Below are 19,485 nucleotides of genomic sequence, written 5' to 3'. Positions count from 1 at the left end.
GAGATTGACAAAATGTTTGTTAGGATATAAAATAAAACGTAATTATTACGATTTAGTAAGGAGAGATAGACATGAAGGAAGGAATTCATCCGAAGAATCACAAAGTAATATTTCAGGATGTAAACAGCGGATACCGCTTTTTGAGCAGGTCTACCAAAACATCGGAAGAAACAGCGGAGTGGGAAGATGGAAACACATATCCGGTTATTAAAGTAGAGGTAAGCTCAGATACTCATCCGTTTTATACAGGCCGCCAGAAATTCAATGAAAAAGGCGGAAGAGTCGAGCAGTTCAACAAAAGATATAACATGGGGAAATGAGGCAGCCGCGGGGCTTGCCTTTTTTTCTGGCCTCAACATCTTGCCGATAGGATGACGAAAGGCAGAGGCTGTGATATATTGAAGAAAAAAGACCGGAAAGGAATACCGCTATGAGTCTTCTAAATGATATTCTTGACTTTAATAAAACTTTTATTGAACAAAAAGATTATGAAAAATATCAGACATCAAAATTCCCGGATAAAAAAATGGCGATTCTTTCTTGCATGGACACTCGTTTGGTTGAATTGCTGCCGCATGCGATGAATATGCGAAACGGTGACATCAAAATTATAAAGAGTGCCGGTGCGCTTGTTACACACCCGTTCGGAAGCATTATGAGAAGTTTACTGGTTGCAGTGTACGAGCTGAACGCAGATGAAGTCTGTGTAATCGGACACCACGATTGCGGTATGAGCAAAATCAGCAGTGAAAGCATGCTTAATAGAATAAAGGAAAGAGGAATTCCGGAAGAACGCATCGAAACATTGAAGTACTCCGGAGTTGACTTTGACCAATGGTTTAAAAGCTTCGATTCAGTGGAAGCGAGCGTAAAAGACAGCGTGGACGTCATTAAACATCATCCGCTGTTCCCGGAAACTGTGCCTGTCCATGGTTTAGTCATTGATCCTGAGACAGGAAAACTGGATGTTGTCGTAAACGGCTATAACGCTTAATCTTTGCGCTTTTTTTCAGGGACGGGGTCGACTCCGCCCGGATGAAATGGATGGCATTTCAAAATCCGTATGAGAGTCAGCCATCCGCCTTTAAGGGCGCCGTGCGTTTTAATGGCTTCGATTCCATATTGTGAACAAGTCGGATAAAAGCGGCATGTTGGCGGCGTCAGCGGCGAGATGAATTTTTGGTACCCTCTGATCAGAGCAATAAATATGGTTTTCATGGGTCTTCAGCAACCTTTCTGATCCAAGTATAAAAAAAATAACGCGGTTTGAAAAGTTATTCGATAATTCTTATCGGAAAGGTATGTTATAATAAAAATACATTTTTAAAAAAGGGAGAGTGCCATTATGCCTTCAGTAGAAAGTTTTGAACTTGACCATAATGCGGTTGTTGCCCCATACGTAAGACATTGCGGTGTGCATAAAGTAGGAACAGACGGTGTTGTAAATAAATTTGATATTCGTTTTTGCCAGCCGAATAAACAGGCGATGAAGCCTGATACGATCCATACACTTGAGCATTTGCTCGCATTTACGATTCGCACTCATGCTGAGAAATATGATCATTTTGATATTATTGATATTTCGCCAATGGGCTGCCAAACCGGCTACTATCTTGTTGTCAGCGGAGAGCCGACTCCTGCGGAAATCGTTGACTTGCTTGAAGACACAATGAAGGAAGCTGTAGAAATTACTGAAATTCCGGCTGCCAATGAAAAGCAGTGCGGCCAGGCGAAGCTTCATGACCTGGAAGGCGCAAAACGTTTGATGCGTTTCTGGCTGTCACAGGATAAAGAAGAATTGCTAAAAGTATTTGGCTAAATAGAAAAAAGACCTTTTTGCTTTCGGGCAAAAAGGTCTTTTTTGTGACGTTACAGATTTTGTATACCATTTGCTGTAAGCGTTTGCTACTATTGAGGTAAACGACGAAAAGGGTGATGGAATGAAAAAGATGGTCGCTGCAGTACTTTTTTCTGCTGTTTTTTTACTAAACGGGTGCGGATCTGAGGCGAATAAAGCACATACAGCAGCTGAGACGCCTGAGGTATTAGATGTAAAACTCACCGGACCGGAAAAAGTGAAGCCGGGAGAGAATGCTGCTTATGAAGCGGCGGTTTCTTACGGAGATGAAGCGGTGACAGACGCTGATGAAGTGGAGTTTGAGGTATGGAAAGACGGAGAAAAAAACGACAGCAAGATGTTTAAAGCCAAACAGGAAGATGGCGTATATCGATTTGAGACAGAGTTTAAGGAAGATGGCGTATACACTGTCCAATCTCATGTAACTGCAAAAAAACAGCATAGCATGCCGACCTTAAAAGTCCAAGTCGGAGATGCCGATGCTGCCACCAAGCAACCTGAAGAAGAGCAATCACACCATCATTGACCTTTTGGGTCTGAACCGGGAGCATTTCCTTCTTGAGGAGGATCAATCGTGTGTTTTACATTATAGGCTTTTACAGTCGTCCAAACACTTACGAGCAAAACAGCCAGCACAATCAAAATACTTATCGTGATGAGAAGCGTCATGATTCCACCTCCCGTTTTCAATAATTGTAACATAGTGGAAGACATTGTGACAGACGGGTAAAATAAAGGTTTTAGCGTACGATATGAAGGGTATACACCTAATATAAACAAGGAGGAAGATAATATGTCAGAACAATTGATTCAAGCCGTGAACAAACAAGTAGCCAACTGGACAGTCATGTATGTGAAACTACATAATTATCACTGGTATGTAAAAGGGAAAGATTTCTTTACACTGCATGAAAAATTTGAAGAGCTTTATAACGAGACAGCAACTTATATTGATGATTTGGCAGAGCGTCTTTTGGCTTTGAACGGAAAACCGATCGCGACAATGAAAGAATCTCTGGAAACAGCTTCTGTAAAAGAAGCGAACGGAAACGAAACAGCAGAACAAATGGTTCAGAGTGTGTATGATGATTTTACAGTCATCGCGGAAGAACTGAAAAGCGGCATGGACTTAGCTGATGAAGTCGGAGACGAAACAACAGGGGACATGCTTCTTGCCATTCACCAAAATATTGAAAAACATAACTGGATGCTGAAAGCTTACCTTGGATAATAGAAAAGAAAGACCGGATATCTTTGAAGATGTCCGGTTTTTATTTTGCCTCGCAAAAATAGGCGACAACTAGTCCATTTTTCTGAAAAATCCAATCCGTTCGGCGTGCTTTCCATAGAATATGGTAAGGCCGTTTCTGTGAAAGGATGTTGGGATAAATGGATAGAGACTTTGGCATCTTTTCGTTTTTTGCAGTCAGCGTTTCAGCAGCGGGGTTTTTCTTCGGAGGTTTTCAGTACTCACTCCTCATTCTGCTGTCTCTTATGGCAATTGAATTTATCAGTACGACCTTGAAGGAAACGATTATTCACAAACTGGCGTTCAAGAAGGTTTTTGCCCGTTTCGTCAAAAAATTAGTTACGTTGGCTCTGATCTCTGTCTGCCACTTTTTTGACCAGCTGCTGAATACACAGGGATCAATACGTGACTTGGCCATTATGTTTTATATTCTTTATGAATCTGTGCAAATTGTCGTGACAGCCAGCTCTCTCGGTATACCTGTTCCGGAAATGCTTGTGGATCTATTAGAAACGTTAAAAAATAAATTCAGGCGCAAACCGTAACTTTTATCTGTTCGCGGGTCATAATAAAGCCCAGAGCGTCAGTCATTTACATTTTGACAAGAGCTGCGGCCAAAAGCTGTACGAGCTGGTCTATCGTTTCAGATCCGGATGGCGTGCTGGGTTTCCCTTATTTTTTGATAAAAAGCTTCCGAAGAAACGTAACTGTGGTATGATGTATGGAAGATAGCTAGGAACGGATTTGAGGGATAAACATGTACGAGTTTAAAGATTATTATCAGAATACTGTTCAGCTCTCCTTTGACAATCAGCCCTTTTCGGACAGCCCGAAGCATGTCTGGGTCATCTGCCGTTTTGGTGACAAATGGCTTTTGACAGAACATGAGGACAGAGGCTTTGAGTTTCCGGGCGGGAAAGTGGAACCGATGGAGTGCGCGGAAGAGGCGGCGCTTCGAGAAGTAAAGGAAGAAACAGGGGCGAGAGTGAAAAGCCTCAAGTATCTCGGACAGTATAAAGTTCTCGGAAAAGAAAAGGTTATTGTGAAGAATATATATTTTGCAGATATAGAGAAACTTGAAAAGCAAAGCGATTACTTTGAAACGAAAGGGCCGGTTCTGTTTCATGAACTTCCGGAAAACTTGCCCCGTAATAAAAAATTCAGCTTTATTATGAAGGATTCTGTGCTTCCCATCAGTTTGAAAAAACTGAAAGAAGCGGGATGGATCAACTAAAAACCCGGCTATCCGCCGGGTTTTTATGTTCTGCCCTTCGTCCATTTCTTTTCTAACAGTTCTACGCCCTGATACATCAGGGTGGCAAATACAGCAATGATCAACAGGCTTAAGAAGACGAGTGTAAAATTGAAGACTTGGAATCCGTAAATAATCATGTATCCTAATCCGACCTTTGAAACAAGAAATTCGCCTACGATGACACCGACCCACGATAAACCGACGTTTACCTTCAGTGTTGAAATAATAGCGGGCGAAGATGCGGGAAGAATCGCTTCTTTAAAAATAACCCACTTGTTTGCGCCGAATGTTTTCATTACTTTAATATAGTTTTCATCCACCTCTTGAAAGGCAGTATAAACAACGATGGTTGTGATGATGACACTGATGACCGCTCCCATCGCGATGATGCTGACAAAGCCGGGACCGAGCGCAACAATCAGAATAGGTCCGAGCGCCACTTTCGGCATCGCATTTAAAATGACCAGATACGGATCTAATATCCTGGCAAGCCGATTGGACCACCATAACAACGCGGCAAGACACGTGCCAAGGAAAGTCCCCAGCAAAAAGCCAAGCACCGTCTCAAATAAAGTAACCCCGATATGCGACAGCAATGAGCCGTCAGCAACCTTTTCAATCAGTAAACGCCATACGGCTGACGGCGAGCTGAAGATCAGAGGATCAATCCAGCTCTGTCTGCTTGCGATTTCCCATCCGGAGAAAAAGAGGATAAATATCGCAAGCTGAAAAGAATGCACATTCCATTTCTCTTTTTTCTGTTTGAATTGAAATTGCTCATGAAGCAGATCAATTGTTTCTTTGCTGTTTCTCAAGAGAATTCAGCTCCTTCCATATCGTTTGAAACAGCGTCTGGAAGGATGGCTCCTGACGGGCGTCAAAAGGCATCATCGCAGCCAATTCTCTAGGGATGGTAAAAATTTGATGAATGGTGCCCGGCTGATTAGAAAATAAAAAGATGGTATCACTCATCGCAATCGCTTCCCCTATATCATGAGTGACAAGCACCGCTGTTTTTTGATACTCCTTTAATGTGCGGAAAACGAGGTTTTCCAAAGACAGCTTCGTTTGAAAATCAAGCGCGGAAAATGGCTCATCCAGCAAAAGCAGACTTGGGTTTGGGGCAAGAGTTCTTGCAAGCGCGGCCCGCTGCCTCATCCCGCCTGACAGCTCCTTAGGATATTTCTTTTCAACATCAACGAGACCCAGATCCGGCAAAAGACCAAGTGCTGCGGCCTTGTTTTCTTCAGTAAGCGTGTCGGCAATTTTTAAACCGAGGAGCACATTTTCCTCAATGGATTTCCAGGGAAATAAGTAATCCTGCTGAAGCATGTAGCCAATGTTATGTTCTTTTTGATTCGGCTCGCGGCCTTCAATCAGAACTCTGCCTTCCGAAGGTTCAATTAAGCCTGCAATTATGGAAAGCAGTGTTGTTTTTCCGCAGCCGCTCGGACCGAGAAATGAGATGAAATCGCCTTTTTCGGCATCGAAATGAATGTCCTGTACGGCGGTTGTTTTTTCTTTAATAGAAAAATAAGTATGAGTTACATGGTCGACATGTAAAAAAGACATAGATGGCGCCTCCTATTTTTCCGAGGTGACTTTTTCGGCGATGTGTTTGTTCACAAGCTGACTGTATGGTATATGCTTTGGCAGTTCACCCGACTGATCCATAATCGTTTGGAGCAGTTCCCATTCTTTTTCGTTGAGGAGCGGGTCTGGAGAATACGAATTTTGTTTTTTGTAGCGTTCAATGGACGTTTCGATGACATCGGGATCTGTATCGTCAAATTCATTTTTAATCGCTTCTGTGATGTCCTTCGCTGAGTGGTTTTCCACCCACTGCTGCGCTTTATAAATAGCTCTCGTGAATTTGACGGCTGTATCCTCGTTTTTCTTTAAATAGCTTTGTTTTGCCATAAATGTTGTATAAGGAACCTGGCCTGATTCTTCTCCGAACGAAGCAACGATGTGGCCGATGCCTTCTTTCTCAAAGAGTGAAGCAGTCGGTTCAAAAAGCTGGACATACTCACCGGTTCCAGAAGCAAAGGCATTGGATATATTGGCGAAGTCTATGTTTTGGATGAGTTCAATATCCTTATGCGGATCAATGTGATGTTGGTTCAGCACATACTCGCCGACCATTTGCGGCATACCGCCTTTTCTCTGGCCGAGAAAAGTCTTTCCTTTCAGCTGATCCCAGCTGAAATTTTCGGCATCTTCTCTTGCGACAAGGAACGTTCCGTCTGTCTGAGTCAGCTGTGCGAAGTTAATGACAGGGTCTTTAGCCCCTTGCGATTCGACATAAATGGATGTTTCTGAACCGACAAGAGCAATGTCCGAGCCGTTTGAAAGAAGCGAAGTCATCGTTTTATCGCCGCCCCAGGTCGTATTGACGTCGACATCAAGGCCTTCATCCTTGAAAAAGCCTTTAGATTCTGCAACATATAAAGGTGCATAAAAAATGGAATGGGTCACTTCGGCTACTTTTACTTTCGTGAGTGTTGCTTCCTGCTTGCAAGCGCTCAGGGCAATGATAAGAAACACACTGCAAACGCAGAAACAGCCCAGCCTTAACCATTTGTTCACATGACAACCTCCTTATTTAGCATCAAGTTAATATCCTTTTTTGCTTTACATATCGTATGATGGGTATAAAAATGTGTGAATGCCTAATCCGGGTTACAGGATTTATTTTTAAAGGCAGGAAAGAATAAAGAAAAAAGGAGGCGGGAGCATTGATTGTTGAGAAAAGAAGATTTCCGTCGCCGAGCCGGCATGTGCGTTTGTTTACCATCTGCTACCTTTCAAATGGCTTAAAAGTGAAAGGGCTGCTGGCGGAGCCGGCGGCACCTGGGCAATATGACGGATTTTTATATTTGCGCGGCGGTATTAAGAGTGTTGGAATGGTCAGACCGGGCCGAATTATCCAGTTTGCGTCTCAAGGATTTGTTGTATTTGCCCCCTTTTACAGAGGGAATCAGGGAGGGGAGGGCAACGAGGATTTTGCAGGAGAAGACAGAGAGGATGCTTTTTCCGCTTTTCGCCTGCTCCAGCAGCATCCGCAAGTGAAAAAGAACAGAATTCATATTTTCGGTTTCTCCAGAGGCGGCATAATGGGAATGCTTACTGCGATTGAAATGGGACGACATGCGGCTTCATTCGTTTCGTGGGGAGGCGTCAGTGATATGATTCTTACATATGAAGAGCGGCAGGATTTACGAAGAATGATGAAAAGAGTGATTGGGGGAACGCCGAAAAAGGTGCCTGACGAATACAAATGGCGAACGCCTTTTGACGAAGTGAACAAAATTGAGGCACCCGTTTTATTAATTCACGGAGAAAAAGATCAAAACGTTTCCATTCAGCATTCGTATTTATTTGAGGAGAAATTAAAACAGCTGCACAAGCCTGTAGAGACGTGGTACTACAGTACATTCACACATTATTTTCCGCCGAAGGAAAACCGGCGTATTGTGCGGCAGCTCACGCAGTGGATGAAAAACCGCTGACGGTGAAATATGTTATGATATAGAAAAAAGAGAACGAAAGGGGATTTCAATTTGGGAATGCCTGTTGAATTTAATACATTGATTGTGACAAAAGGAAAAGAAGTTCGCATAGATGAAAATATATTCAGATTAGAGAAAGACGGGTATCGCATTTATCCAATGGAGATTCCGATGGATGTCAGCAAAACAAAGTTTGGTGAAAAGTCAGGCACAGCCGAAGTGCAGAAGCTTGAATGGACAGACGGGCGGACAATCATTACGTACAAGCTGACTTCTTTGCATACAGTCAATTAAAACAAGCCAAGAGCTTAATTGCTCTTGGCTTTTGCTTTTTTAAACGAGAGGCCCGCCCGCTTGTGCGATGGCATCTGTATTTGTGAACTTTTTGAAGTTTTCTTTGAATTCGTTTGCCAGATACACAGCCTTTTCTCTGTATTCCTCTTTGTTATTCCACGTGTTTTCCGGCTGAAGGATATGATCGGGAACACCCGGAACATGAACCGGGATGTGCAGGCCGAAAATATCGTCAGTGGTCATTTGCACATTTTCTAATTTGCCTTCAATCGCTGCTTTTACCATCGCCCGTGTGTATGAAAGCTTCATGCGTTCGCCTGTGCCGTAGCCGCCGCCGGTCCAGCCGGTGTTGACCAAGTAAACGTCTGCGCCGTGTTCGTCGATTTTCTTGCCGAGCATTTCCGCATATACATGAGCCGGGAGCGGAAGGAACGGTGAACCGAAGCATGTGGAGAATGTCGTCTCAGGAGACGTGACACCGCGTTCGGTGCCGGCTAGTTTACTCGTATAACCGCTTAAGAAGTGGTACATAGCCTGCTCCTTCGTCAGCTTGCTGATTGGCGGCAGAACACCGAATGCATCAGCCGTCAAAAATACAATTGCTGACGGGTGGCCCGCAATGCTTGGAGACACAATGTTGTCGATCATATGAATCGGGTAAGCGGCACGTGTGTTTTCTGTATAGAAGGAATCATCGTAATTGGCTTCACGCGTATTTTCATCTACAACAACATTTTCGAGAACGGATCCAAACCGAATCGCTTTAAAAATCTGCGGTTCCTTTTCTTCGCTTAAATGAATGCACTTGGCATAGCATCCGCCTTCGATATTGAAGACACCAGTATCCGACCAGCCGTGTTCATCATCACCGATCAGTTTCCGGTCAGCATCCGCCGAAAGGGTGGTCTTTCCTGTTCCCGACAGGCCGAAGAAAAGCGCGACATCGCCTTTTTCACCGACATTGGCGGAGCAATGCATGGATAAAATATCTCGCTCAGGCAGCAGGAAATTCATGATGGAGAAAATCGATTTTTTCATTTCTCCGGCATACTCCGTTCCGCCGATTAAAATCGTGCGCTTTTCGAAAGAAACAATAATAAAGGTTTCTGAATGTGTGCCGTCTGTTTTTGGGTCCGCTTTGAAATGCGGAGCGGAAAGAATGGTAAACGGCTGTTCGACTGTTTTTTTATCATTGTCTTCAGGACGGATAAACAGCTGTCTGGCAAATAAATTGTGCCATGCAAATTCATTAACGACGGTGATCGGCAGTCTGTATTTTTCATCGGCACCGGCAAATCCTTCGAAAACAAACAGCTCATCTCGCTGTTTCAGATAGCTGACAACTTTCGTGTACAGCCGGTCAAATGCTTCCTCGGAAATAGGCTGATTCACCGGACCCCAATCAATCTTACTCTTTGTGCTTGCTTCTTCTACAATAAATTTATCCTTCGGTGAACGTCCCGTGTAAGCGCCTGTGGTCGCCCGGACGGCACCCGTGGATGTTAAAATGCCTTCGTTGCGGGAAAGTACTTTTTCTGTAAGCTGAGCTGCAGATAAATTATGCTGCACATTAGGACTTGTTAATAAGGCTTGCAAATCAGCGGTTAAATCAACTGAGTTCATAAGAAACCTTCCTTTATCATTTTATTTGTGTTTTGCTAATTGTGAATTAGTATAACATATATTTTCAAATAGTCTATACTATTTATCGTTTTTTGTGTGTGCATTTCCATTGTTTTCCGCAATAAAGGCGTCTATTTCTCCTGATTCATATTGACATTGCAAACCCTTTTACGATAAGATATTTCATTGAGCGGATACTCTTATCCCGAGCTGGCGGAGGGACAGGCCCTATGAAGCCCAGCAACCGGTTTCTCTATTATTCATTATGTTCAAATTGTGTGAGACAACCAAGGTGCTAACCTGATGCAAGGTTGAATGATTCCTTGAGCGATAAGAGTGAAAGGCACAAAGACCAAACCCTTTCCTCGAACGGAAAAGGTTTTTTTATTTCATAAATATGCCAATTAACATCTCTAATATAAACGTAACATTGTATAAGAGGGAGCGAGTTCCGTATCATATATATAAGGTCTTTCGGGAGGCCTTGTGCAGGAGGAAGCAAATCATGAGTAAAAATCGTCGTTTATTTACATCAGAATCTGTTACGGAGGGGCATCCGGATAAAATCTGTGACCAGATTTCTGACAGCATTTTAGATGAAATTTTAAAGAAAGACCCTAACGCGCGTGTTGCTTGTGAAACGTCTGTGACAACTGGTTTGGTTCTTGTCAGCGGAGAAATCACAACTTCTACGTATGTTGACATTCCAAAAACGGTTCGTGAAACGATTAAAGAAATCGGATACACACGTGCAAAATACGGATTTGATGCGGAAACTTGTGCAGTTTTAACATCAATTGACGAGCAGTCTGCTGATATTGCGATGGGTGTAGACCAAGCGCTTGAAGCCCGTGAAGGCACAATGAGCGACGAAGAAATTGAAGCAATCGGAGCGGGTGACCAAGGTTTAATGTTCGGTTATGCGTGCAACGAAACGAAAGAGCTCATGCCTCTTCCGATTTCACTTGCTCATAAATTAGCCCGCCGCTTGAGTGAAGTGCGTAAAGAAGATGTTCTTCCTTACCTTCGCCCTGACGGCAAAACACAGGTAACGGTTGAGTATGATGAAAATAACAAACCTGTCCGCATTGACGCGATTGTTATTTCAACTCAGCACCACCCTGAAATTACGCTTGAGCAAATTCAGCGCAACATTAAAGAACATGTCATCAATCCGGTTGTTCCTGAAGAATTAATTGATGAAGAAACAAAATACTTCATTAACCCTACAGGTCGTTTCGTCATCGGAGGACCTCAAGGGGATGCGGGGCTCACAGGACGTAAAATCATCGTTGATACGTACGGCGGCTACGCACGTCACGGCGGCGGCGCGTTCTCTGGTAAAGATGCGACGAAAGTAGACCGTTCAGCTGCTTATGCTGCAAGATACGTTGCGAAAAACATCGTTGCGGCTGAGCTTGCAGATTCTTGCGAAGTGCAGCTTGCTTACGCGATCGGTGTTGCACAGCCTGTGTCTATCTCAATCAACACATTCGGTTCCGGAAAAGCTTCGGAGGAAAAACTGATTGAAGTTGTGCGCAATAACTTTGATTTACGACCTGCCGGCATTATCAAAATGCTTGATTTACGCCGTCCGATCTACAAACAGACTGCTGCGTACGGCCACTTTGGACGCCACGATGTTGACCTTCCGTGGGAGCGTACAGACAAAGCGGAACAGCTGCGTAAAGAAGCGTTAGGAGAATAATTTTATAGCCGCTTACTGGTTAAGCGGCTTTCCCTTTTTTATCGATGTATCCATGTTTATTTTTTTACATAACTGTGAAACCAAACACTGTTCACAGCGTCTATAAATAGGGGTTCAATGATGACAATTTTAAATATGGAGGCAATACTATGTGTGGATTTGTCGGGGTTTTTAACAAGCATCCGTTAACTCAAACCGCTGATCAAGAAGAACTAATCAAACAAATGAACCAAATGATCGTTCACCGCGGTCCTGACAGTGATGGATATTACCATGATGAGCACGTTGGATTCGGATTCAGACGGCTCAGCATTATTGATGTGGAAAATGGCGGACAGCCTTTATCATATGAAGATGAAAAATATTGGATTATTTTTAACGGGGAAATCTATAACTATATCGAACTGAGAGAAGAGCTTGAAGCAAAGGGATATACTTTCAACACAGATTCTGACACAGAGGTTCTTCTTGCGACTTACCGTCACTATAAAGAAGAAGCGGCTTCCAAGCTGCGCGGCATGTTTGCCTTTCTGATTTGGAATAAAAACGATCATGTTCTTTATGGAGCAAGAGATCCATTCGGCATTAAGCCGTTGTATTACACAACGATCAATGATCAGGTTTATTTTGCCTCAGAGAGAAAAAGTTTAATGGCAGCCCAAAATGATATTGAAATAGATAAAGAAGCATTACAGCAGTATATGTCTTTCCAATTCGTTCCTGAGCCAAGTACGCTTGATATTGATGTGAAAAAAGTAGAGCCGGGTTCTCAGTTTACAATCCGTCCTGACGGTGATATCACATTCAAAACGTATTTCAAGGCGCGCTTCCAGCCTGTTCAGACGGAAGAAGATAAACTTGTCAAAGAAGTCAGAGACGCTATCTATGACTCTGTAAACGTTCATATGAGAAGTGATGTGCCTGTCGGTTCATTCCTATCAGGCGGAATCGATTCTTCGTTTATTGTATCCGTTGCGAAAGAATTTCATCCAAACCTGAAAACATTTTCTGTCGGATTTGAACAGCAGGGCTTCAGTGAAGTTGATGTAGCGAAAGAAACTGCCGCTGCACTGGGCATTGAAAATATCAGCAAAGTCATTTCACCTGAAGAATACATGAACGAGCTTCCTAAAATCGTATGGCACTTTGATGATCCGCTTGCAGATCCGGCTGCGATTCCATTGTATTTCGTGGCGAAAGAAGCGAAAAAACACGTAACGGTTGCGTTATCTGGCGAAGGTGCGGACGAGCTGTTCGGCGGATACAACATCTACCGTGAACCGCTTTCTCTTAAACCGTTTGAACGCATTCCGTCCGGCTTGAAAAAGATGCTTCTGCACGTAGCGGCCGTTATGCCTGAGGGAATGAGAGGAAAGAGCTTGCTTGAGCGCGGCTGCACTCCGCTTCCGGAGCGTTATATCGGCAACGCGAAGATCTTTGAAGAATCCGTGAAGAAACAGCTGCTGAAGCACTATGATTCGAGCCTTTCGTATCGCGATGTGACGAAGCCTTACTTTACAGAAAGCAGCTCATACAGCGATATTAACAAAATGCAGTATGTCGATATCCACACTTGGATGCGAGGCGACATTTTGCTAAAAGCGGATAAAATGACGATGGCGAATTCTTTGGAATTGCGTGTGCCGTTCCTTGATAAAGTCGTATTTGACGTTGCTTCTAAAATTCCTGATGAATTGAAAACAAAGAACGGTACGACTAAGTATCTCCTTCGCAAAGCTGCTGAAGGCATTGTGCCGGATCATGTATTAAACCGCAAAAAGCTCGGTTTCCCTGTACCGATCCGTCATTGGCTGAAAAACGAAATGAACGAATGGGTGCGCAGCATTATTCAGGAAAGCCAAACGGACGCTTATATCCATAAGGATTACGTTCTTCAGCTTCTTGAAGACCATTGTGCCGACAAGGCTGATAACAGCCGTAAAATTTGGACAGTGCTCATCTTTATGATCTGGCACAGCATCAATATCGAAAAACGGTATATGCCTGAAGAGCTGAGCCATCAGCCTAAAGAAGTCATCTTTGTCTAACAGATAAGGCTTTCGATTCGTCGAAAGCCTTGTTATTATACCAGTATTTCTCCATCATCATTGATTACCCTGCACATTCGTGTGAAATATTCAGAAAAATGATGTAATGATATTTTTTTCTAGGGGAGAAGGGAACATGCAAAAACAAAAACAAGAATTGCATCGCGGTCTGGAAGAAAGGCATATTTCTTTGATGTCTTTAGGGGCTGCCATAGGAGTGGGACTTTTCCTTGGCTCTGCATCAGCTATTCAATTAGCAGGGCCGGGTATTTTGGTGGCATATGCCTGCAGCGGCCTGGTTATGTTTTTTATTATGAGGGCGCTTGGGGAAATGGCGATTCAAAAGCCGGTCGCGGGCTCCTTCAGCAGGTATGCGCGTGACTACTTAGGTCCGCTTGCAGGCTACTTAACCGGGTGGAATTACTGGTTCTTATGGGTTGTAACCTGTATGGCGGAAATCACCGCTGTCGGAATTTATATGGGATACTGGTTTCCGGATGTGCCCAATTGGATTTGGGCATTGTCGGCGCTGGTGATTATGACTGGTGTCAATTTCCTGGCCGTGAAGGCGTATGGAGAGCTGGAGTTTTGGTTCGCATTGATTAAAATTGTCGCGATCCTTTCTATGATTGCTGTCGGTTTATTAATGATCATTGCAGGAGTCGGCAATGGAGGCATTGCGACTGGCATCAGCAACTTGTGGAGCAACGGCGGATTTTTTCCTCATGGAATAAAAGGGGTTTTATTGTCACTTCAAATGGTGATGTTCGCGTATTTAGGCATTGAGATGATAGGGGTGACGGCCGGCGAAGTCAAAAATCCGCAAAAATCATTAGCGAAAGCGATTGATACGGTATTTTGGCGTATCCTGATTTTTTACGTCGGTGCTTTATTTGTTATCATGTCCATTTATCCGTGGCAGGAAATCGGATCGCAAGGAAGCCCTTTTGTACTCACGTTTGAAAAAGTGGGGATTCCATATGCGGCAGGCATCATTAACTTTGTCGTTCTGACGGCAGCGCTGTCTTCTTGCAACAGCGGCATATTCAGCACCGGACGTATGCTCTTTAACTTAGCGGAGCAGAACGAGGCGCCAAAAGCATACGGTAAGCTGACCAAAGGCGGCATTCCGGGTAAAGCCGTACTGGCTTCTGCGGGTGCGTTATTAGTAGGTGTGCTGTTAAACTATGTCGTGCCTGCGAAGGTATTTACTTGGGTCACAAGCATTGCGACGTTCGGAGCGATTTGGACGTGGGCGATCATCTTGCTTTCTCAGATCAAATATCGTAAAGGCATGCAGCCAAAGGATCAAAAGCAATTAAAATACAAAATGCCTTTTTACCCGTTCACGTCATATTTATCTTTGGCCTTTTTAGCATTTGTCATTATCCTGATGGCTTATAGCCCGGAAACAAGAGTCGCCGTAATTGTCGGTCCGATTTGGTTTCTGATTTTGATATCCGTTTATTATGGCAAAGGCTTTCATAAGAAAAACGCAGCTGTGTCAACTGAACAACAGATCAGCTGACAAAAAGAGCTCCCGGAGGGCTCTTTTTTGTTTAAGTAAAGCTGCTCGTAGAGAGCAGAGAATAGGAATATGTTTTTTGCAGAGACTGCTTACAGTGGCGTCTTGTTTTTTATGATAAGATAAAAGTCACATGTTCATTTTTACATGTGAACGTTTTATGGAAAATTAAAAACCCGAACTGCATTTGGTTCGGGTCAGCGATGGTTATCGCTTAAATAATATTTTGAAAAATGGTAAAGTAAAACGAAGCTGGTCTTACATTTGCTGAAGTGATTTATAATATTGACCCTTTGCTACATATTCAGACCGTATTCTCTGCATGTCTTTTCGGTCTTCATCCGTCAAAGGACGGATGACTTTTGCCGGGCGGCCGAAGGCTAGATGGCCTGGCGGAATGATTTTTCCCGGCGGAACAAGGCTGCCGGCACCGATAAATGCGCCTTCACCGATTTCGGCTCCGTCTAAAATGATTGAACCCATGCCGATTAAGGCGTTCTTGCGGATCACGGCGCTATGGAGTGTAACCTGGTGGCCTATCGTGGCGTCATCTTCAATGAGAAGCGTCCGATTCGGGCTTTGATGGAGGCAGCTTAAATCCTGGATATTGACTCTGTTACCGATTCTGGTCGGGGCTACATCGCCTCTTATGACAACCGAGAACCAAATGCTGGATTGTTCCCCGATGACCACATCACCGGTAATTGTTGCATTATCGGCTACAAAAGCCGTTGGGTGGATTTCCGGCGTGTATTCCTTATAAGGGTAAATCATATATCTTTCATCCTTCTTTCTCTATTTAATTTTTGTATGAGGTGAACCGCATGTGGACCTGGAAAGCAGACAGACCTGTGGCAGTGATTGTTATGATCCACGGGGCAAGTGAACATCATGGACGTTATAAATGGCTGAGTGAAATGTGGAGATCTTCGGGTTATCACGTTGTAATGGGTGATCTGCCGGGACAAGGGACAACCACCCGGGCCAGAGGTCATATTCGCTCATTTCAAGAATACATTGATGAAGTAGATACTTGGATAGATAAAGCGCGAACCTTTGAGCTGCCTGTTTTTCTTCTCGGCCACAGCATGGGCGGCCTGATTGCGATTGAATGGTTTAAACAGCAGAGAAACCCCCGCATTACGGGAATTATTTTATCATCACCGTGTCTCGGGCTGCAAATTAAAGTCAATAAAGTGCTTGATCTTGCATCAAAGGGGCTGAATGTCATTGCCCCGTCGCTTAAAGTTGATTCAGGATTATCAATTGATATGGCGACACGCAATGAAGATGTCATCGAAGCAGGCCAGAATGATCCCCTCTTTGTGACGAAGGTTTCTGTCAGATGGTACAGAGAGCTGTTAAAAACTCTCGAGTCTGCCATGGTGCCGACAGAGGCTTTTCTGAGGGTGCCGCTTTTGGTCATGCAGGCCGGAGATGACAAGCTGGTCGATAAAACGAAGGTCATCAAGTGGTTTTCAGGGGTTGCTTCCCACAATAAGTCATACAGGGAATGGGAAGGGCTTTATCATGAAATATTTAATGAACCGGAAAGAGAAGACGTTTTTAAAGCCGCAAGAGCATTTACTGATCAATATATATGAACTAGGGGGTGCATGTGTTGACAGTACCGGAACATCCTTTTGGACTGATGGCAAAAGTATATCGTGATATTTTTCCGCTCGTTCATCAAGAGCTGAACATATGGAAGCAAAAATCAGAAGCAATTAAAAACAGTGAATTAAAAGCACAGGCAACCGCAAGTATTCGAGATAAAACGTTTCACTGCGAAGGCGGCGGCATATTGGCCTTATTGTCAGGAAATCATAAGCAGAAATGTGTTGAGTTCATCATCGCATACCAAACGATCAGCGATTACCTGGACAATTTGTGCGACCGCAGCACATCCCTTGACCCGGAAGATTTTCGAATGCTTCATACCTCTATGCAGGACGCATTGACAGTGGGAGCTGAACCGCAAAATTATTATCAATTCAGGGACGAGCAGGATGACAGCGGATATTTGCAGGAATTGGTGAAAACGTGCCAGCGAGTCCTCGGTTCTATTGAACACTACGAAATGATTAAACCTTATCTGCTTGAGCTTTGCGGCTATTATTGCGATTTGCAGGTGCATAAGCACGTTGTTGAGCATGAGCGTGTCCCGCGCCTTGAAAAGTGGTTTACCCAATATGAATCAGAGCTTCCCGAGATGGAATGGTATGAATTCTCAGCTTGTGCAGGCTCCACGCTAGGCATTTTCTGTCTTGTCGCATATTCGTTTCAGCCCGATTTTACTGAAAGCACCGCAAAAAAAATCCGCAACAGTTATTTTCCTTACATACAAGGTCTTCATATTCTGCTTGATTATTTGATTGACCAGGAGGAGGACTTGCTTGAAGGGGACTTGAATTTCTGCTCGTATTATCAGTCACATGAAGAAATGATGAATCGGCTGCAGCACTTTATTCAGAAAGCCGATGAACATCTGCACGGCATTCCGCACGAAAACTTCCACCGCTTAATCAACCGCGGCTTGCTGGGTGTCTATTTGTCTGATGATAAAGTGGCGGGCCAAAAGGAAATGGGCCGGCTCGCGAAAAAGCTGATCAAAGCAAGCGGAAAAACCTCCTTTTTCTTTTATATCAACGGCAGAGCCTACAGAAAGTTTCAAAAAATGGCCTGGATGAAAAACTCAAAGAAAAAAGCTCAAATCATTTGCTGATTTGAGCTTTTTTTTCGATAGCAATAATAAACGGCGGGTCATTTTGCTGATTGATAAATCCGTATGTCAAGACACGGGCTGTTTGCTGATCCAAGTCCCGGCAAAAGTCGAGCACGTCGTTTTTTTCAGCTTTACCTTCCGGATGGCCGTGATAGACGACCAAAACAATCAGGCCTTCATCTTTCATGATGCTGAGAAGCTGTTCAATTGCTTGAATCGTTGAATTGCCGTTTGTCGTAATCGATTTGTCCCCGCCTGGCAGATAGCCGAGGTTAAACACAGCGGCCGCCACTTTCCCGTGTGTTTCCTGCGGAAGTGATTCAGCAATTTTGTCATGGCTTTTATGAAATAAAGTTGTCCGGTTTTGATAGGTGTCACCGAGCCGCTCCTTCGTACTGGCCACTGCTGATTGTTGTATATCAAATGCGTATACATGGCCGTTTTCACCGACAAGCTCAGCTAAAAACAGGGTGTCGTGCCCGTTCCCCATTGTGGCGTCAACAACGATGTCTCCGTCCCCTGCGGCCATTTTCAGCAGCTCTTTACTGTAGGGAAGAATTTTTTTCAGGATCATAAGGCTGATTCCTCCTGAAGACGCTGAAAGAACTTACCTTGGTAGCTGCCGCGGTTTTCAAGTTCTTTATTGATAGCGCCAAGCACTTCCCATTTGTTCACACTCCACATCGGCCCAATCATCAATTCAATCGGCCCGTCACCAGTGATACGGTGTACGATCATTTCTGGCGGGATGATTTCAAGCTGGTCACAGACGAGCTGCCCATATTCGTCTTGAGAGAGAAATTCCAGCTTTCCTTTTTCGTATTGTTTCACCATCGGCGTGCCTTTTAGCAGGTGCAGCAAATGGATTTTAATACCCTGTACGTCCAAATCTGCCACTGCTTTAGCCGTCTCCATCATCATGTCCCGGTCTTCAAGAGGAAGTCCATTGATAATATGTGAGCAGACGCGTATGCCGTGTTTTCTTAGCTTATTCACACCTTCAACGTAGCAGTCAAAGTCATGTGCCCGGTTGATCAGAAGAGCTGTGCGTTCGTGAACTGTCTGAAGCCCGAGCTCTACCCAAAGATATGTGCGTTCATTCAGTTCTGCCAAATACTCAACAACGTCGTCCGGCAGGCAGTCCGGACGTGTGGCGATTGAAAGGCCGACCACATCATCGAGCGCGAGAACAGACTCGAATTTCTCTCGCAGCACTTCGACCGGAGCATGCGTATTGGTGAAAGCCTGGAAATAAGCGATATATTTCCCGTCCTTCCATTTTTCGTGCATGCGGTTTTTAATGTCGTGGAATTGCGTCATTAAATCATCGGCCCGGTTTCCTGCAAAATCACCGGATCCCGCAGCGCTGCAAAAGGTACAGCCGCCGTGAGCGACAGTGCCGTCCCGGTTCGGGCAGTCGAAGCCGCCGTCAAGCGCTACTTTAAATACCTTATGCCCGAAATGATCTCTGAGATGATAATTTAATGTATGATAGCGTTTTTCCGTATTTGAATAAGGAAAAGGATTGTTCTGAATCACGATTAATGTGCCTCCTTGCGTACAATTGCATCCTAAAATTGTAGCACGCATTTCATATGAGAACAAATGAATATCGACCATAAATTTCTTTATTGAATCATGTCTGATGAGGCTACACTATGGATGATGGATTGTTTCCATTACCAAGA

Annotated in this window: 23 protein-coding genes and 1 riboswitch; of the genes, 14 read left to right on the top strand and 9 right to left on the bottom strand. The window is 44.0% G+C overall.

What is annotated here, in order from left to right; genetic code table 11:
• The first annotated feature begins 71 nt into the window (after positions 1-71).
• Both NYE43_RS15625 and NYE43_RS15620 read left to right on the top strand, forming a co-directional pair.
• Positions 72-320 carry a type B 50S ribosomal protein L31 gene (locus tag NYE43_RS15625; RefSeq protein WP_010331593.1) on the top strand — a complete coding sequence of 83 codons (249 nt, stop codon included), beginning with the start codon at positions 72-74 and terminating at the stop codon, positions 318-320.
• Positions 321-430: 110 nt separating this feature from the next.
• Positions 431-994: a beta-class carbonic anhydrase gene (locus NYE43_RS15620; protein WP_024122594.1), complete on the top strand. Its 564-nt coding sequence runs from the start codon at positions 431-433 to the stop codon at positions 992-994.
• On the opposite strand, the gene yidD is transcribed toward NYE43_RS15620, so the two are convergent.
• A complete protein-coding gene (gene yidD, locus NYE43_RS15615; RefSeq protein WP_010331591.1) occupies positions 991-1,218 on the bottom strand; it encodes a membrane protein insertion efficiency factor YidD in 228 nt (75 codons plus the stop codon). The two genes, NYE43_RS15620 and yidD, sit on opposite strands and share 4 nt — an antisense overlap.
• A gap of 127 nt (positions 1,219-1,345) precedes the next feature.
• On the opposite strand from yidD, the gene NYE43_RS15610 reads away from it, so the two are divergent.
• Both NYE43_RS15610 and NYE43_RS15605 read left to right on the top strand, forming a co-directional pair.
• The gene (locus NYE43_RS15610; RefSeq protein ID WP_010331590.1) at positions 1,346-1,819 is read left to right on the top strand and encodes an S-ribosylhomocysteine lyase; all 474 of its coding nucleotides are present in this window, start codon (positions 1,346-1,348) and stop codon (positions 1,817-1,819) included.
• A 121-nt stretch (positions 1,820-1,940) separates the two neighbouring features.
• Positions 1,941-2,384, top strand: a complete 444-nt coding sequence (locus NYE43_RS15605) for a FixH family protein (protein WP_095714579.1) — start codon at positions 1,941-1,943, stop codon at positions 2,382-2,384.
• Here the strand turns inward: NYE43_RS15605 and ytzI are convergent.
• Positions 2,378-2,527: a YtzI protein gene (gene ytzI / locus NYE43_RS15600; RefSeq protein WP_044153683.1), complete on the bottom strand. Its 150-nt coding sequence runs from the start codon at positions 2,525-2,527 to the stop codon at positions 2,378-2,380. The genes NYE43_RS15605 and ytzI overlap by 7 nt on opposite strands.
• A gap of 124 nt (positions 2,528-2,651) precedes the next feature.
• Here ytzI and NYE43_RS15595 point away from each other — a divergent pair, with 124 nt between their 5' ends.
• From NYE43_RS15595 to ytkD, 3 genes are all read left to right on the top strand, one after another.
• A complete protein-coding gene (locus NYE43_RS15595) occupies positions 2,652-3,089 on the top strand; it encodes a Dps family protein (protein WP_010331587.1) in 438 nt (145 codons plus the stop codon).
• Positions 3,090-3,247: 158 nt separating this feature from the next.
• Positions 3,248-3,652 (top strand): phage holin family protein, encoded by a 405-nt coding sequence (locus NYE43_RS15590; RefSeq protein WP_024122591.1) that lies wholly within the window; start codon positions 3,248-3,250, stop codon positions 3,650-3,652.
• A gap of 212 nt (positions 3,653-3,864) precedes the next feature.
• Positions 3,865-4,341, top strand: a complete 477-nt coding sequence (ytkD, locus tag NYE43_RS15585; RefSeq protein WP_024122590.1) for an RNA deprotection pyrophosphohydrolase — start codon at positions 3,865-3,867, stop codon at positions 4,339-4,341.
• Between the two features lie 23 nt (positions 4,342-4,364).
• Here ytkD and NYE43_RS15580 read toward each other — a convergent pair whose 3' ends face one another.
• Genes NYE43_RS15580 through NYE43_RS15570 form a run of 3 tightly spaced genes read right to left on the bottom strand, consistent with a single transcriptional unit; the run spans position 4,365 to position 6,951 of the window.
• Entirely contained in the window at positions 4,365-5,177 is an 813-nt protein-coding gene (locus NYE43_RS15580) for an ABC transporter permease (RefSeq protein WP_024122589.1), read from the bottom strand.
• A complete protein-coding gene (locus tag NYE43_RS15575; RefSeq protein WP_024122588.1) occupies positions 5,152-5,934 on the bottom strand; it encodes an ABC transporter ATP-binding protein in 783 nt (260 codons plus the stop codon). Before NYE43_RS15575 ends, NYE43_RS15580 begins: the two co-directional genes overlap by 26 nt.
• Before the next feature lie 12 nt (positions 5,935-5,946).
• A complete protein-coding gene (locus NYE43_RS15570) occupies positions 5,947-6,951 on the bottom strand; it encodes an ABC transporter substrate-binding protein (protein WP_101860079.1) in 1,005 nt (334 codons plus the stop codon).
• A 149-nt stretch (positions 6,952-7,100) separates the two neighbouring features.
• Between NYE43_RS15570 and NYE43_RS15565 the strand changes: the two genes are divergently transcribed.
• Both NYE43_RS15565 and NYE43_RS15560 read left to right on the top strand, forming a co-directional pair.
• Positions 7,101-7,874, top strand: coding sequence for an alpha/beta hydrolase family protein (locus tag NYE43_RS15565; protein ID WP_095714577.1), 774 nt, complete (start codon positions 7,101-7,103; stop codon positions 7,872-7,874).
• Positions 7,875-7,925: 51 nt separating this feature from the next.
• Positions 7,926-8,168, top strand: a complete 243-nt coding sequence (locus NYE43_RS15560; protein ID WP_024122585.1) for a DUF2584 domain-containing protein — start codon at positions 7,926-7,928, stop codon at positions 8,166-8,168.
• Positions 8,169-8,207: 39 nt separating this feature from the next.
• Here the strand turns inward: NYE43_RS15560 and pckA are convergent, their stop codons facing one another.
• Positions 8,208-9,791, bottom strand: coding sequence for a phosphoenolpyruvate carboxykinase (ATP) (gene pckA, locus NYE43_RS15555; protein ID WP_268544627.1), 1,584 nt, complete (start codon positions 9,789-9,791; stop codon positions 8,208-8,210).
• Between the two features lie 197 nt (positions 9,792-9,988).
• Positions 9,989-10,128: riboswitch (SAM riboswitch) on the top strand.
• Positions 10,129-10,296: 168 nt separating this feature from the next.
• Between pckA and metK the strand changes: the two genes are divergently transcribed.
• The 3 genes from metK (at position 10,297) to alaP (ending at position 15,075) form a co-directional block, all read left to right on the top strand.
• Positions 10,297-11,499, top strand: coding sequence for a methionine adenosyltransferase (gene metK / locus NYE43_RS15550; RefSeq protein ID WP_010331578.1), 1,203 nt, complete (start codon positions 10,297-10,299; stop codon positions 11,497-11,499).
• A gap of 149 nt (positions 11,500-11,648) precedes the next feature.
• Positions 11,649-13,547, top strand: a complete 1,899-nt coding sequence (gene asnB, locus NYE43_RS15545; RefSeq protein WP_101860080.1) for an asparagine synthase (glutamine-hydrolyzing) — start codon at positions 11,649-11,651, stop codon at positions 13,545-13,547.
• Positions 13,548-13,683: 136 nt separating this feature from the next.
• Positions 13,684-15,075 (top strand): alanine permease AlaP, encoded by a 1,392-nt coding sequence (alaP, locus tag NYE43_RS15540; RefSeq protein ID WP_268544626.1) that lies wholly within the window; start codon positions 13,684-13,686, stop codon positions 15,073-15,075.
• A gap of 255 nt (positions 15,076-15,330) precedes the next feature.
• On the opposite strand, the gene NYE43_RS15535 is transcribed toward alaP, so the two are convergent.
• Positions 15,331-15,846: a gamma carbonic anhydrase gene (locus NYE43_RS15535; RefSeq protein ID WP_095714573.1), complete on the bottom strand. Its 516-nt coding sequence runs from the start codon at positions 15,844-15,846 to the stop codon at positions 15,331-15,333.
• Positions 15,847-15,896: 50 nt separating this feature from the next.
• Here NYE43_RS15535 and NYE43_RS15530 point away from each other — a divergent pair, with 50 nt between their 5' ends.
• Positions 15,897-16,676: an alpha/beta hydrolase gene (locus NYE43_RS15530; protein ID WP_101860081.1), complete on the top strand. Its 780-nt coding sequence runs from the start codon at positions 15,897-15,899 to the stop codon at positions 16,674-16,676.
• Positions 16,677-16,693: 17 nt separating this feature from the next.
• Positions 16,694-17,797 (top strand): tetraprenyl-beta-curcumene synthase, encoded by a 1,104-nt coding sequence (tbcS, locus tag NYE43_RS15525; protein WP_188323819.1) that lies wholly within the window; start codon positions 16,694-16,696, stop codon positions 17,795-17,797.
• Here tbcS and NYE43_RS15520 read toward each other — a convergent pair.
• Positions 17,787-18,371 carry a tRNA (mnm(5)s(2)U34)-methyltransferase gene (locus NYE43_RS15520; RefSeq protein WP_095714570.1) on the bottom strand — a complete coding sequence of 195 codons (585 nt, stop codon included), beginning with the start codon at positions 18,369-18,371 and terminating at the stop codon, positions 17,787-17,789. The two genes, tbcS and NYE43_RS15520, sit on opposite strands and share 11 nt — an antisense overlap.
• On the bottom strand, positions 18,368-19,336 hold the full coding sequence (locus NYE43_RS15515; RefSeq protein WP_341062202.1) for a TIGR01212 family radical SAM protein: 969 nt from the start codon (positions 19,334-19,336) through the stop codon (positions 18,368-18,370). The genes NYE43_RS15520 and NYE43_RS15515 overlap by 4 nt, the downstream gene beginning before the upstream one ends.
• Positions 19,337-19,485 lie beyond the last annotated feature (149 nt).

The sequence above is a fragment of the Bacillus sp. FSL R5-0434 genome (assembly GCF_038004745.1).
Taxonomy (GTDB): domain Bacteria; phylum Bacillota; class Bacilli; order Bacillales; family Bacillaceae; genus Bacillus; species Bacillus halotolerans.
This window is presented reverse-complemented; position numbering and strand designations above follow the sequence as displayed.

Coding starts and splice junctions, on each gene's coding strand:
- NYE43_RS15625 (WP_010331593.1), top strand. CDS start 72: ATGAAGGAAGGAATTCATCCGAAGAATCACAAAGTAATATTTCAGGAT.
- NYE43_RS15620 (WP_024122594.1), top strand. CDS start 431: ATGAGTCTTCTAAATGATATTCTTGACTTTAATAAAACTTTTATTGAA.
- yidD (WP_010331591.1), bottom strand. CDS start 1,218: ATGAAAACCATATTTATTGCTCTGATCAGAGGGTACCAAAAATTCATC.
- NYE43_RS15610 (WP_010331590.1), top strand. CDS start 1,346: ATGCCTTCAGTAGAAAGTTTTGAACTTGACCATAATGCGGTTGTTGCC.
- NYE43_RS15605 (WP_095714579.1), top strand. CDS start 1,941: ATGAAAAAGATGGTCGCTGCAGTACTTTTTTCTGCTGTTTTTTTACTA.
- ytzI (WP_044153683.1), bottom strand. CDS start 2,527: ATGACGCTTCTCATCACGATAAGTATTTTGATTGTGCTGGCTGTTTTG.
- NYE43_RS15595 (WP_010331587.1), top strand. CDS start 2,652: ATGTCAGAACAATTGATTCAAGCCGTGAACAAACAAGTAGCCAACTGG.
- NYE43_RS15590 (WP_024122591.1), top strand. CDS start 3,248: ATGGATAGAGACTTTGGCATCTTTTCGTTTTTTGCAGTCAGCGTTTCA.
- ytkD (WP_024122590.1), top strand. CDS start 3,865: ATGTACGAGTTTAAAGATTATTATCAGAATACTGTTCAGCTCTCCTTT.
- NYE43_RS15575 (WP_024122588.1), bottom strand. CDS start 5,934: ATGTCTTTTTTACATGTCGACCATGTAACTCATACTTATTTTTCTATT.
- pckA (WP_268544627.1), bottom strand. CDS start 9,791: ATGAACTCAGTTGATTTAACCGCTGATTTGCAAGCCTTATTAACAAGT.
- metK (WP_010331578.1), top strand. CDS start 10,297: ATGAGTAAAAATCGTCGTTTATTTACATCAGAATCTGTTACGGAGGGG.
- asnB (WP_101860080.1), top strand. CDS start 11,649: ATGTGTGGATTTGTCGGGGTTTTTAACAAGCATCCGTTAACTCAAACC.
- alaP (WP_268544626.1), top strand. CDS start 13,684: ATGCAAAAACAAAAACAAGAATTGCATCGCGGTCTGGAAGAAAGGCAT.
- NYE43_RS15535 (WP_095714573.1), bottom strand. CDS start 15,846: ATGATTTACCCTTATAAGGAATACACGCCGGAAATCCACCCAACGGCT.
- NYE43_RS15530 (WP_101860081.1), top strand. CDS start 15,897: ATGTGGACCTGGAAAGCAGACAGACCTGTGGCAGTGATTGTTATGATC.
- NYE43_RS15520 (WP_095714570.1), bottom strand. CDS start 18,371: ATGATCCTGAAAAAAATTCTTCCCTACAGTAAAGAGCTGCTGAAAATG.